The organism is Oligosphaera ethanolica, assembly GCF_030814695.1.
In the GTDB taxonomy this organism is placed as follows: Bacteria; Verrucomicrobiota; Lentisphaeria; order Oligosphaerales; family Oligosphaeraceae; genus Oligosphaera; species Oligosphaera ethanolica.
The window spans coordinates 5084230-5098724 of sequence record NZ_JAUSVL010000001.1 but is presented as its reverse complement, the minus strand read 5'-3'; the positions used below and the strand labels follow the sequence as shown (position 1 = coordinate 5098724).

Annotated in this window: 7 protein-coding genes; 5 read left to right on the top strand and 2 right to left on the bottom strand. The window is 57.2% G+C overall.

The genetic code is table 11. The annotated features are described in order from the left end of the window. Positions 1-204: 204 nt before the first annotated feature. Positions 205-693: a hypothetical protein gene (locus J3R75_RS17705; RefSeq protein WP_307264461.1), complete on the bottom strand. Its 489-nt coding sequence runs from the start codon at positions 691-693 to the stop codon at positions 205-207. Positions 694-2352: 1659 nt separating this feature from the next. Here J3R75_RS17705 and J3R75_RS17700 point away from each other — a divergent pair. After that, complete coding sequence (locus tag J3R75_RS17700) at positions 2353-4242, top strand: hypothetical protein (protein ID WP_307264458.1); 1890 nt, start codon at positions 2353-2355, stop codon at positions 4240-4242. A 94-nt stretch (positions 4243-4336) separates the two neighbouring features. Then, complete coding sequence (locus J3R75_RS17695; protein WP_307264456.1) at positions 4337-4984, top strand: prepilin-type N-terminal cleavage/methylation domain-containing protein; 648 nt, start codon at positions 4337-4339, stop codon at positions 4982-4984. A gap of 306 nt (positions 4985-5290) precedes the next feature. Here the strand turns inward: J3R75_RS17695 and J3R75_RS17690 are convergent, their stop codons facing one another. After that, entirely contained in the window at positions 5291-7468 is a 2178-nt protein-coding gene (locus J3R75_RS17690; RefSeq protein WP_307264454.1) for an alpha-galactosidase, read from the bottom strand. Positions 7469-7714: 246 nt separating this feature from the next. On the opposite strand from J3R75_RS17690, the gene J3R75_RS17685 reads away from it, so the two are divergent. From J3R75_RS17685 to J3R75_RS17675, 3 genes are read left to right on the top strand one after another with little or no spacing between them, the layout of a single operon-like run. Then, the gene (locus J3R75_RS17685; protein ID WP_307264452.1) at positions 7715-8851 is read left to right on the top strand and encodes a glycosyltransferase WbsX family protein; all 1137 of its coding nucleotides are present in this window, start codon (positions 7715-7717) and stop codon (positions 8849-8851) included. Positions 8852-8910: 59 nt separating this feature from the next. Further along, on the top strand, positions 8911-10677 hold the full coding sequence (locus tag J3R75_RS17680) for a metallophosphoesterase (RefSeq protein ID WP_307264448.1): 1767 nt from the start codon (positions 8911-8913) through the stop codon (positions 10675-10677). Between the two features lie 59 nt (positions 10678-10736). Beyond that, positions 10737-14387 carry a LamG domain-containing protein gene (locus J3R75_RS17675; protein WP_307264445.1) on the top strand — a complete coding sequence of 1217 codons (3651 nt, stop codon included), beginning with the start codon at positions 10737-10739 and terminating at the stop codon, positions 14385-14387. Positions 14388-14495: the final 108 nt, after the last annotated feature.

Below are 14495 nucleotides of genomic sequence, written 5' to 3'. Positions count from 1 at the left end.
AAGCGGTAAAACACCTGTTTCTCGCTACAAAACACATGCTATGTAGTACTCCCCTTCATTGTCATAACGCTACTAGGCAGCCTACACGTTAAGCAAGTACGCAACCGCACACTGCCCATTAATTACATCCCCCCCCAAAAAAAGAAACCCCATTGCTGGCAGCGCCTGCCAGCGCCTGCTGATATCAGCATATTGGTGGCAGGATTAGTCGGCCGTACCGCTCTGTTTTCTCGCTTTCGCGCGGAAGGATGGACAGTCATCCATGGGCTCAACTGTCCGATTGTGAAACGAACAACGACTCAAAAAGGGATGGTGAATGTAGTAGTAACAATCACGGCAAAATGGCTTGGTGGTATCAGATGCCGCGCCTGCCGAGTCAGCAAGCAAACCCGACAACGAGGCTTTTTCGATACCATCATCGCTGTCCAACTGCAACAGCGAACTCAATGCCGAGGTGCTGTCCGGCACCGCCACGAGCGACGTCGCGTCGGCCGACGCGCTAGTTGGCTCACTAGGATTGAGGATTGCACCGACAATCTCGGCCTTGCAGAAAGCACAAATTGCTTTCTCAGACACAATCCGAAATCCCTGTATATCATGAACAACTTGCACGACGGAATCACTCTTGCAGTGCTGGCAATAAAAACGCTGGCCAGCATGGAATTGCTGGGGTTTGCCGTCTTTGTCGCTCATCGTCATGCCTCCTAATGGTCACCAGTACGTCCGAAAACAAGTAACAAATCTAATGCCAAAGCGCAGTTTGTCATTGTGTTTATGGCATTTTTCAAAACGACACAGTAATCGGTCAGTGTACACCCCGGCGCTTCGCTGGGACAATTTGCAGGAAACCCACGGCCCGCCGCCGCCCAGCCATCCGACCTTGATTTCCGCCGACCTTTGCGGCAGCGTGTTTCATAGGAGTGATTGATAATGGCCGGGACCGTGAGGACGTCAGGGACCGTGGGGACCGGTTGGCGGCGGCGCTGTGGCGAGGACTCACGACTCATAAGGCATGATCCCATGGATTGGACTGTGGGGACTTTCGGGACTGTGGGGAATGACGTATGGGACGCCGGGGACTGCTTGGCGGACGCCGGGGACGCCGGGGACTCAGTGGACTCGGTGACAAAGATGCAGTGCTTGACACCGTAATGCTGAAACCGACGAATGGCACTCCCAACACCCAAACCGACGCTTAACGACGTCAATACCACAGCAGGGCGTTTTCTCAGCATTTCACCCCCTGCCACCCCTTGGCCGTTGATCTCTATATAACGTCGCATAATCAATATTATGTATAATTGACTATGGCAAAAGTAAAGGTTGTTGACTGTCATAGTTCGCTGCCTTGGAATTACTTAAGCTATGTGACTCTGTGGCCTGTTAATAAGTTCGGCATAACTTTTGCCATTTTCCGGCTGGTTAGGATTGCACTTGTGCGCCCCAATAAATTGGCTGCCATCAGCTCCCGTTGTGGTTGTCCTGGGCTCCCGTTGTCGTTGTCCTGGGCTCCCGTTGTGGTTGTCCTGGGCTCCCGTTGTGGTTGTCCTGGGCTCCCGTTGTGGTTGTCCTGGGCTCCCGTTGTGGTTGTCCTGGGCTCCCGTTGTGGTTGTCCTGGGCTCCCGTTGTGGTTGTCCTGGGCTCCCGTTGTGGTTGTCCTGTGGGGGCGCACTTGTGCGCCCCAATAAAATTGCTACCTTATTAGGTGTTTGTGTTGTCGGGTATTCGCGGCATCTTTGCCTCTATCCTTTTTTCTTTCAGCAAAATAGTTAATGTGCGAAATCTTGTGATGAACACTTGTAGTTGCCAAGCAATGATTCCAGGTATAAATAAGAACTATTCTCTTCTTATGGAGAAAACTTTTTACACTAACCTGCTCCCATGAAACCGATGCTCTTCACTTTACGGTATCCATGGCACTTGTTCAGCCAGACAGCCTTTTCTCGTCGCGCATTTCCGCCGCGAAGCGGCAGAAGCGCTGAAAGCGCGACGCATACCAGCCCAGGGCAAGCGGCGCCGAAGGCGCGCGCCGCCCTGGGTGGCGCGCCATATTGGTCCGTGTTCCTCGGCCTCTTTGGCCCCAGTCGGCGCAGCTGACTGGGGCCAAAGAGGCAATGGAACTCATTGATTGCTGCGGCGGGCACGTTTGCGTGTGGCTGTTTGGAGGTCGGGTAAGGTCATGATCCCAGGCGACGGTGCGGGCGGGACGCCCGCACCACGGCCGGGAGACGGGCGCGCGACGCATACCAGCCCAGGGATAGCGCCCACGGCGCAGACAAAGGGTTCGGAACTACTGTGTCAAGTCTCTCTTTCTATCACAAGATTTCGCACATTACCGCAAAATAAGGCATCATGCTCCCATCAACTTCCTCCACAATTCCGGCACCATTTTTTGCCTATCGTACACCCCAGGGTCATTTTGCCACTCGTGAATTTCCGGTCATTGCCAAGATGCACGACATTGGCATTGACTGGGTGTGTTTGACGGCTGGCAACACGGTCAATTCTCTGGCGCTGCCTTATTGTCCCTACGATCCGTTATGGCTGTGGGATGAAGTATACGACTTCGCGCCGTGGGACAAGCAGATAAGCGACGCTTTAGCGCAGAATCCGGCGGCGGAGCTCATGGCAATTGTCGATCTGAATACGCCAATGTGGCTCATGCGCCGTCTGGACAAGGACAGCTTCAATCACTTGGGGCATCTCGTTCACATGCAGAGCTGGCTAGATTTGACCAGCAATTATCTACGGGCTTTCCTACGGCACACCGAGGCCAAATGGGGCGATCGCTTCCGGTACTATCAGCTCTGTGCGGGGTCGACGCACGAGTGGTTTGATCGCAGTCGCGGCGAGGCCGGCAATGCCCGTGAAGCGGCCTTTTTCGCCTGGTGCCAGCGGCACGGCCATGACGATATTGAGCATTTACCCACCGCCGCGGAGCGGCACCACTGGAGCCACGGGCTGCTGCGCGATCCGCAGGCGGATCGTCTCGCGCTCCTGCATTGGCGTTTTTGCAGTGAGGCCATTGCTGACGCCATCGCCCATTTTACCGGCGTGGCCCGTGAGGTCGTCCCGCCGGAACGCAAACTGGGTGTTTTTTATGGCTACATTTACTCGCCGGGTGTCGGGGGCAATTCCATGCTGCATCACGCCAATGTGGCCTATGAGCGAGTCTACGCCCTCCCCGGCCTGGATTACGTCACTGTGCCCACTGGCGCGGCCGTGAGCGCCGGGGAGCGCGGCGGTGGCTGGAAATTTCCCCACGCGAGCGTCGTTCGCGCCGGCAAATGCGCGGTCATGGAGATGGACGAACAGACGCACTCGTCAAATATCGCTGTATCGCCGTATGTGAATTTTCCCCGGCCGAAGTGGCGGGATGCCACGGACACCGTCGCCTGTCTCAAGCGCGATTTTTGCCAGTGTTTGCTTGGCCATGACGCGCTGTGGCTCTACAACATCTTCGGTGATTTCTTTGTTGAAGATGCTGTCTGGTCGGCACTTGGCCAATGTAAGCGGCTCTGGGACCAGTGGCGTGACCTGCCGTGCAACGACGTCAGCGAGATTCTTTTGGTCGCTGATCCCGAGAGCCTTTATTACTTGGGCGATGCGCGCACGGAATTCGTCCCTAATTCTCTTTTTGTGCGCCCCAAGAGCATCTTGTCTGCCTGTGGCGCGCCCTATGCGACCTGTTCATTTAATGACCTGAAGCACATGGACTTGTCAGCGGTCAAACTGGTGATTTTCTGCAACCAATTCGTGTTGCCGCCGGACGACCTGGCTTTCCTGCGCACGCATGTCTGCACGTCGCAGCGCTCGGTGCTCTGGCTGTACGCGGCCGGCGTCATTGATGGCGACAGCTATGACGCGCGGCGCATGGAGTCTCTCTGTGGAATGCCGTTTGGGCCCGGCCCGCTGCGCCACTGCGACATGGGCAGCTGGCAATCCTACTACTTGTATAATCCCGAAACCTTGGACGGCCCTGCCCTCACCAACATTCTGGAGGCAGCGCAGGTGCATCGTTATTGTGACGAACAATGCAACCTATACGCCAACGACAGGATGCTCGCCATTACGGTGGCGGGCGCCAAAGACGTTCACATTGCCCTGCCCAGGCGTTACCAGCGCATCGTGGAATTGTTTGCCAACACGGTCGTTGCTGAAAACACCGCGAAGTTCAATTTTTCCTGCAATGGGCGCGACACCAAGCTGTTTTATTTTGCCGATGAGGCTGGAATGGGGTGATTCCCCGCATCACTTGTCAAGCCGATGCTTTTTGTGTATACTGCCTTCGTCGTGTTTTATTCAGTCTTTTCATTAAAAAAAGGAGTATCTGATCATGACAAAGCGGGCATTTACGTTGATCGAATTGCTAGTCGTCATCGCGATAATCGCCATTTTGGCGGCCATGCTGCTGCCGGCTTTGGCGAAAGCGCGGGAGAAAGCCCGGGCGATCTCCTGCACCTCCAACTTGAAACAGTTTGGCACGGGCCAGACCATGTATTTTGATGACAACAACGGCCAGTTTCCCATCAACGAGCCGCACCGCACTTACCCGGATTATCTGACGACCCATGCCACCGGTGCAGTCTATCCCTACATCGGCGACAAGAAAGTCTATCTGTGCCCATCCGACAGTGTGCCCGGCCAATACTGCACCTACCAGATGAATGTCAGTGTGTCCAACTGGAACACCTCCGCCAATCTCTCACAGGTACAGTTTCCGTCGACGACCATCACCTTCGCTGACAATGCCAAATGCGAAAAGTTTAATTTCCGCGTTCAGATCAACGAGGTCGTTGGCGACTGGCCGATGCACACGCCCTACACGACGTCGGGTGATTATGGCTTCTACCCGCCAATCAATCGCCATAACAACATGGGCAACTTTACCTTGGTTGATGGCCATGTGCAGACGATGAAAGTCGAAGCCACCTACGACTCCGGCTCGCGCATGTCCATGTACACCCTCACCAATAAGTACTGAGAACTCCCAAGCACTAGCGCAGACGAGGAACACGGACATTGTTAGCGTTGAACCCAGGGCAAGCAGCGCTGAAAGCGCGCTTGCCTTGGTTTTTTTTCGCGCTTTCAGTGCTGCTGCCGCTTCGCGGCGATGGTCTGATCGACTGTCTTTCGCGGACCGATCGGACGGATCGGACGGATCGGACGGATCAAGTCGACGATCGGTCTGATCGGTCTGATCGGTCTGATCGGTCTGATCCGTCTGAGAAAAAACAGTAAATCGGACGGATCGGGCGGATCGTCGGTCTGATTGGTCTGCTCTATTTCATCAGCCGTTTTTCTCGCAGCGGAGATTCCAGGTGACGGCGGCATTTTGCGGGGTGGTGAGGACGACTTTGAGCGGCGCGCCATTGTCGTATGCGCTGACCATTTCCGCAGTGGCATTGGTGGCCTGTGCGGCCACAGCACGGAGCCCTTCGGGCATGACGATGCTGATGCGGCTGGGTTCATTGGCGACACATTGGCTGACGCCGGAGAGCGACAAGGTCTTTTCATCCCAGCTTAGGTTAGCCAGTTCGTAGCCACCCTGAGTGATATGGCGTGAGCTGGAGACGACGGTGGGCCGGTCGTCGGCCAGCGGTGTCAAGCGCAGCACGACGCTGTCTTGGGCGGCGATATCCAGTTGCAGGGCTTCATCGACAACGCCCAGGTAGCGGTCTTGCCAGAAATCGTAGGCGGCGTAGCGTTGGCCATCGTTGGTGTCGATATCCAGATCGGCGGCAAGGCTTAGTGAGACGCTGAGCGGTTCTTCCTTAAGATTCATGACGGCCACGACGTTCCAGAATCCGAAGGGCTTGTTGATCAGCAGGTTGGTGACGACGCAGTCCTTGCCCCGGGTTTTCTGTGCCAGTTCCATAGGGTGGACATCCACGACGGGCATGATACGGCGAAGCATGTCCACGCGGTCCGCATCGAGGTCGTCCATGGGGTCACCAATGGTCAACGGCAGGCCAGTCAGGCCATAGAATGATACACGGGAACGGGCCTGGTTGAGATTGTTAAATTCCTTGCGCAGGACCAAGTTATCGCCATCGGCGTAGAAGACTACGTTGTGCCAGGCGAAGAAGCGGAAGACCCGCTCAATGCTGTTGCGGATGAATTCCTCCCAGCCGAAGATATCGCCGCCGATACGGGCCGCATCGAAGATGTCCATGGCGAAAGTGATATCCCGTTCCGTGCTTCCCGCACAGGAAAGCATATAGACATCGGGTCCGACGGTGTCGCGGGCGGCCTGGATGACCTGACGCATGGCCACGTGCGGCGGTACCTCGGGCCGTTTCAGATGGTCGCAGAAGAGCTCGCACATGTCGAACGTCATTGGCAAGCAGTCCCATTTGATGCCTTTGAACCCCCAGTCCATGATCTGCTTGAAGATGGCGGGGATGTAGGTCTTGACCACCTCGGGGTTGGTGGGGTCCACCCAGTACTGGCCGCACCAACTGGTTTTCTGGCCGATCACCCAGTCGGGATGCTCTTTGAGCATCGGGTTGATCTGACCGTCGTTGGTTGCGCCGACCCAGAGAATAGGAATGAGGCCCATGTCGCTGATTTGTTTGGCGACAACGGCCAGGCCGTTGGGATAGGGCTCTTTGCGCGGCGTAAAGGTGTTGACGCCCTCTTCTCCCAGGCCGTCAAAGGCTTTGTGGTTCCATTCCCAGTCCACCCACAGACAGAGCTTGTCCGCGTGGTTGCCGAAGCGCTCCTGGAGCTTGCGGGCATTGTCGAGCACGACCTCTTCGCTGGCCTTGAACTGCACGGCATACCAGGTCATCCAGCCAATTGGCGGCGTCGTGAAGCCGTGGGTCTTGCGGATCGGCGCGTAGGGGATGGCGAATTTGTCCCGGCAGTAGTGCTCGTGGATGCGGAAGGCGAAATTGCGCCCGAAGTCAATGCCATTTTCGAAGCTGAAGCCGTAGGCGTTTTTGGCCCAGTCGAAGGCGACGCGGAATCTATCCGGTGCGCGGATTTCGAGGACGCGGTCGTGTTGGCGGTCGAAGAGTGCGTTTTCATGGCGGCTGAATGCCGGTCCACTGGCGGCGCGGAGAATGTTGTCATGGGATTGCAGGCGGATGCCGAAGGTACTCTGCCCGGGAGCGTCGCCCCAGTGGAAATCGCCGTCGATGTGGACGACGCCACGGGAGAAAGTCTTGATTTCAATGGCGTCGTTGGTGAGGATGAATTGTAGATTGGCGTTGACGACGCCGTCGTTGCCGCCTTCGTAGTAGACGTTGATTTGCTGGCAGGCGATGCCGCTGCCCTGGCGGCTGTAGTTGACCTTGGCAAATGACGACGGCAGTACTACCGCGCCGGCGGCATTGCGGAAGGACACGCGGGCGTTGCTTACGAAGGCCCACTCCGTCTCTTCGTGATCGCCGTGGTACAAGCAGGCGAAGCAGTGGTCTTTTTCGTTGAAATCGACGGAGAACTTCTTGTAATTGCTGTACATGATCGCTCCTGTCTTTGTAAATCCTGCTAGTGATTTAACGCTGCGACTGGCTTATGCCATCTTTACATTCTGAGCATGGGCCGTATAGTTTCACTTTACCTTCAGCCGACCTAGTCTGCAGCTACGGCCTCGCTTTTGCAGGCATCGCCAACGGCTCTGGTTTCGGTCACGCATTCACCATACACCATTGAGCTATTAGGTAAACCGGCATTGCCCGGAAAAATCAGAGGAAAAGCAGCACGCGTTATGGACACACAAGAAGCAAGTGCCCCCCAGGCCATTGATGTTGCAGCGTATATCTGGCCTGCCTACACTGGCGACGACCCCCGTTCGCTGATGTTTTGGGGCGAAGGCATGGGCGAATGGCAGTCGGTAAAAAATTCGGTAAAGAAGACTCCCGAGCACAACTGGCCACGGCGGCCGTTGTGGGGCTATGTGAATGAAGCCGATCCCTACGTGATGGAGATGCAGATTGCCGCCGCTGCGGACCACGGCGTCAATGTCTTTATCTACGACTGGTACTGGTATGACCGCCGGCCTTTTCTGGAGCAGTGTCTTAACAACGGCTACCTCAAGGCGCGCAATAACGACCGAGTCAAATTCTACCTCATGTGGGCCAATCACGACGCCAATCACGTCTGGAACATTGAGCAGTCGGACCGCAACCACCAGACGGTGATCTGGGGCGGCGCCGTCGACCGGCACGAATTTGAGATCGTCGTGCACCGGGTCATTGAGCGCTATTTCAGCCAGCCATCGTATTATTGCATCGACGGCAAGCCGGTCTTTATGATCTATGAGCTGCAGAATCTCATCAATGGCCTGGGCGGTATCGACGGCTGTTGCCGCGCACTGGAATTCTTCCGCGAAGAAACGGTCAAGGCCGGTTTTCCGGGATTGCATCTGCAGGCTGCGGCCTGGCGAAAAAATGGCAATAACCTCAGTGGCGTTGACGCCAACGTCGGCGGCGTGACCCGGCAGGATTTCGATCGCCTGGCCTTTGACAGCCTCACCCACTATCAATTCGTGCATTTCACCAACATGAACCGCGATTATCTGGACGTCCTGCCCGACGTACAGAAGGAGTGGGAAAAGATCGACCAAAATTACCAGCAGCCGTACTTTCCCCACGTGTCCATCGGCTGGGATAACAACCCGCGCTTCAAAAAATTCGCCCCGACGGTCTGCCGCAATAACACGCCGGAGAATTTTTCTCGGGCGTTGGCGATGGCCAAGGACTTTTTAGCGCAGCGTCCCGATCGTCATCCGTTGGTGACCATCAACAGCTGGAATGAGTGGACTGAAACGAGCTATCTTGAGCCCGACGATCTCTACGGCTATGGCTATCTCAAGGCCGTCAAGGAGATCTTTGGGAGTCACTAATTGACTTTTGGACAATTTGTTGCGTCTGACTATACATCATTAACCAAAAGGGATCCGACATGATTAGCTCTCTGCGAAGACTGTGTGTCCTTGCCGTCCTCCCCGGCCTCCTGACCGCTGCGACCTTCAATGGCCACATCTTCCTGGATCAGAACCGCAATGGCCGGCTTGACGCCGGCGAGAACGGCCTGGCCGGCGTCGTCGTTAGCGACGGGCACGCCGTGGTGCAGAGCGCTGCCGACGGCCGTTTCAGCCTTGACAGCACTGAGGCCAAGCCGCTGCTGTGGTATTGCCGGCCGAGCGACCACGAGCCCGTTGGCGCTTTCTGGTGCTGGGGTGATGCCGGCAAAGAGCACGACTTTGGCTTGGCGGCAGCGCCGCAGGACCGCGAATTCAACATTGTGCAGTTCACGGATACGCACCTTACGGCCGGGAAGATACCGGCACTGAAGGGCTTTATAGAGCAGCTCGGCGCCCTGCCCGCCCCTTTTGCCTTTGCCATCAACACGGGCGATCTAGTGGGCAATTCCGACACTTTGCCGGTAGACAAGGGCATTGAGCAGTTCGACGCCTACGAACAGGGAATTGCGGACAGGACTTTTCCGCTCTTTCACGTCATTGGCAATCATGAGCACGCTATGAGCAACAATCCCGAGCGGGACCTCAACCACGAGTTTTACGGCAAAGGCCTTTTTCGCCATCGCTTTGGGCCGACCTATTACAGCTTTGACTGGGCCGGCGTGCGTTTCTACGCTCTGGATGGCACCCAGATGCATAAGGGCCTGGGCTATCGCGAAGCACTTGGGGACGAACAGCTTGCCTGGCTGGAAAAAGACCTCGCGCTGCTCAAGCCTGGTACGCCCATCATCCTCTTCTGCCATGAACCGCAGGCGGGAATACCCGGCCACAGTGGCGGCCTGCGTGACCAGGACCGACTGGCGAAACTGCTGCAGGGGCACAATCTCCAGGCGGCATTCTGCGGGCATCTCCACAACAACTATGAAGCGCGGCTCAATGACGCGCCGATCTTTGTCACCGGCGCTCTCTCCGGCGCCTGGTGGGGCGGTCCCAACAGCGATGGGTCGCCGCAGGGCTACCGGCTGATCAGCGTCAACGACGGCGTTTTTCAACGCACGGCGTACTTCAATCGCGAAGGGCACAACGCCATTGCCCGCATTGCGCCATCAGCGGGAGATATCGGCAGCGGCGAGCAGACGCTGACAGTAAGCGTGCTCGACTACGGCAAGCCGGTGGAGTTGACGGCGTCGGTCCGCAATTACGACGTCGCGCTGGCACCGGTTATGAGCAGTCGCGAGCCGCTGTGGTCATTCTGGACCCTGTCATTTGATAGTGCCACCTGGCCGGACAATCTCTACACCATTGATTTCAAGGCGCTTCAGGACGGCAAAGAGAGCACCAGCAGCACCCGCTGCCTGCTGATCAACGGCAACGGCGACAAGGCATTTGCGGCCGAACACGACTATGTCCTGCATTTTATCTACGTCCGCGCGGATGCTGACGCCGAGCTGCTCGTCAACGACCAGGTCATCGGCAGCATTGCCAAGGGGCGCCCGTGTGGCCGCAGTGAAAAAGGCAGCGTCGCCATCCCCCGGAATATCATGCGCCGGCTGAACGCCTTGAGCATCCGCCCCGCGCCCGGTCAGACGGGCCGCGTTGCCATCAGCCACGTCACCATCAAGTATCAGCGTGAAGACAAAAAGACCGTGACCGTCAGCGATCCGCGCTATTACAGCCACAGCTCTTTCAGCGTCAACGCTGAAAAGCCCGCAAGCGCTGGCAAGCGTTATTTTGCCGTGACGGATTGATGTCTGCGCTCACTGCTATCCTCATCCTTTATTAATTGCTCATTACGCCAGGAGTCACCATGCGAAAAAAAACGCTCATAGTAGCCACCCTCGCCACCTGCCTTGCCTTGGGTTCTTTGTGCTTCGCCCAACAGAGCTTTCCGCCGGAGGGCTGGCAGGACGTCATCGTCAGCAAGGCCGACGATGGCAATGGCGCCAATGTCACTATGCCAGGCCAAAGAGCGGCGACGTTTAGGGTGTATGCGGACAATGCCCAGGCCGGCCAGTTGTTGCAGGTCAGCCTGGCAGACGACCATCTGCTCATTGATACCCGAGCGGCCTTTGAGCAGGGATCGGGAAAAGTCCACATCATGACCTACGGTTTGGATATCAGTGCTGCCATCGGCAAGGATTACACGTTAAGTGTTGATATCGATGGCGTGCCGAGCAGTAAAATGCACCTTTATTTCGAAGGCCGCGCCACCAGTCGCAATCACTACTACACCCACAAAAGCATCACCCTCCAGGGACGTCGGCGGGTCTTTCAGTATTCGCAGGAATTGCCCAGCGACCTTCTCGACCTCCATTTGCGCTATGATGTCCTTACTGCTGGCGTCTTCAAATTCTACGGCGCGGCCATCTATCCGACGCCACCCGTGCCGCCCATACCCCGTCCCGAGCCTGAATTGCTTTTCCATGCCAGCTTCGACGACGGCGCCGCGGCGACCTTCGCCAAAGGCCAGGCGCAGCCCCTGCGTGCGGACAATGTCAACTTTGAGGACGGCATCAAGGGGCGTGCCATCAAAATGAGCTACCAGGACAAGTCCTCGCTGGAATACAGCCTGCCCGCAAACGTTGATCCCATTAGAGGTACTATCTCCTTGTGGTACAAACCATTATGGAAAGAAGGCGATCGCATTCGCACAAATGACGCCGACTGGCGCAACCTCTTTGGTTTCGCTCGCCCCGAGAACCGTATTGGCTCGGGCGCTATCTGGCTGTGGTATTGGAACACGCGGCTGCGCGGCGATCTTGCCGACGATTTCGACGGCTATCTCACCATCAATCCGCCTCTGCTAAGCGGCTCCTGGCGGCATATTGCCTTCACCTGGAATGAAGAGGGTGCCAAGCTGTATTACAACGGCCGCCCTGCTGGCAGCGCTTCGCTTAGCGACGGTTATAGCCCAATCAAACAGGCTATGCAGGGCGCCCGCAAAGAATATACCCGCGGCGATCCCTTCTCGTCTTTCTTTGTGGGATCCATGTTCAACGAAGAGCAGGCCGACGGCCTGATTGATGATCTGAAGATCTTCTCTGCGCCGCTAAATGCCGACGCTGTCCGTAACCTAAGTATGGAAATGATCCAAGTGACGACGTCGCTGGATACGCTGTACGTCCTGGCCGGAAAAGCGACGCCAGTGACTTGCACGGTCAACAACCACTTGTCGGAGCCCCTGCCCTTCAGTTGGTTACTGCAGGACAGCAACAGCAAGACCGTGGCCGTTGGCCAACAGAGCTTAGCGCCCACAATGGGCAGCAAGGCAATTGTGGTTGACCTGCCCGCCAGCGCGCCGGGAAAACACCAGCTGCTCATCCGTTCTGAGAAGCTTGCCGAGCCAGTCAGCCAGGACCTGTGGGTGCTCGCCGCCGAGAACCCGGAAATCGCCGCCGGCAGTGACCTGCAGCTGGATCTCGTCGACACCTTGGTGCTGGACGCCGTGCCGGACGCCGACCGCTTTGTCAGCGTCGGCCAGTGCGACATCGGCGAACTTGCGGGCGTGAAGTACCTTGAAGCCGCGACCGCCAAGGGCAGTCGTTTCGCTCTGCGTTTTCAGCTTCCCGACGACCATCACCTTTACTGTTTTGAGATCGACTATCCCGACGACAAAGTCCGCACAGCGGACATCCTGGTGCAGACCTCTGCTCATCGCGGCAGTGAGTATGAGTTGCAGACGGGCTATGCCGCGGGTGACGAATACCCCAACCAGCACCAGATCCTGACGTCTCGCTGCCTGTACTGGGCCAATGCTCGCGATGTCAGTGTCATTTTCATGACGGCGCGGGAGAATGCCCCAGCAGCGGTATCGGCCATCCGGGTGTACAAAGTTGCTTCAGGGTTGCCGGCGGCGCCGGTTGTCAAGCCGCCGGCCATTGACGGCTGGGAGCGCGTGGTGGCGCTGTACTACGAAGACCCGGCCATTAACTACGACTTTGCGGTATCCGGCGGATCCATGCCGGGCCTGGAATCCATGATCAACCGGACGGCTGCGTACATGAAGTACTCCGGTCAGAACCTCCTTGCCTATCCCGGTTCGTGGTACCACGGTCCCATTGGCGAGCGCTACAATCCTCGCGGGCACGCGCAGCAGTTCCTCAAGGCGTTTTATACCAAATTTGACGCCGAGGGCCTGTATTTCATGCCGACGATCAATCAGAACACCATACCGGTGCCAGATGGCTATGTGACCAAAGCAAGCCTCTCCGACGGCAGTCTGCATCCCAAGGCCATATCCATCCTGGACACTGGCAAGCCCAATCCCGGTGGCTGGCACAACTCGCCCCCCAATTTCAATATTGCGCATCCCGACGTGATGAATCAGATCACGGCCGATATTGACGCCATGATCGCCGACGGCAAGGATCATCCATCCTTCAAGGGCGTAGTGTTTCACCTCACCCGCCATTGTGTGTTGTGGTTTGGCGATATCCAGGCCGGCTATAACGACTACGTCATTGACGCCTTTACCCGTGAAACGGGCATCACTGTACCGGCTGATCGCCAGAATCCCCTGCGCGGCAAAGAGTACGCCACGTGGCTCAATGCGAACGCTCGTGACGAGTGGATAGCTTGGCGTTGCCGCACGCTGGCGCGCTGGTACAAGGACATCGCGGCACGGCTGGCTGCCGCCCGACCGGACCTGCGGCTGGTCGTCAACAGTTTCATGCCTGCCGATAACAAACATCCCAATTTCACCCAGGAGGATTTTCTGGACAGCATGAACCGCGAGGCCGGTCTGGACGCGCGGCTTTTTGCCGACACGCCGAACGTCGTCATCTGCCAGGCGCTGGTACCGGCGGACTACCGCTGGCGCGAAGTGCATGCCTACGGCAGTCCCGAATCACAGGCGCATCAGCGGATACTGGACACCCTCCCCGGCTTCTATAACGCGCTCAACACGGCTCGCTGGCCGTGGATACACATGCACGACCGCTACTGGGAATCTGCCATCGGCAGCGTCAACAAGGGCGACAAGGCCAATTCGCTGTCGGCGCCCTGGCTGAACGAGCACACGTGGCGGGTGACCACCATCAATCCGGCGTCCTACCACGCCATGCGCCACTACGTGCTGCCTCTGCGCTACCACGACCTGGTCGGCTTCAGCAAAGGCGGCTTCCTCATTGGCACCTACGGTATGGAGGACTATCTCGTGCCTTTCGCGCGGGCATTCCGCGCCCTGCCGGCCAAAGTCTTCAGCGATGTCGAAAGTAACAGCGCTGTTGTCAAAGTGCGCCAGACGGAGTATGCCGGCAAGACCTGGTTCTACGTCGTCAATACTGATCACCAGCCGGCGACCATCACCCTCACTATCGCTGCCCCGCAGATCACCGACCTGCTAACCAACAGTCCAGCCGTCGAACACGCCGCCGGCAAAGCCGCGTTGTCTCTGGCGCCCTACCAACTGCGTTCATTCAGCGCTCCCGTTGGAACCAGCATCAGCGTGGCGCAGTAAGCAACATTATCACCCAGCGATGAGTATCGGCCCGCCGGCGCCTTGTGCGAAGAGCACAGGGCGCCGATTGACCTTACTCACTCCACTAATCCATTGAATGCGAGCGTA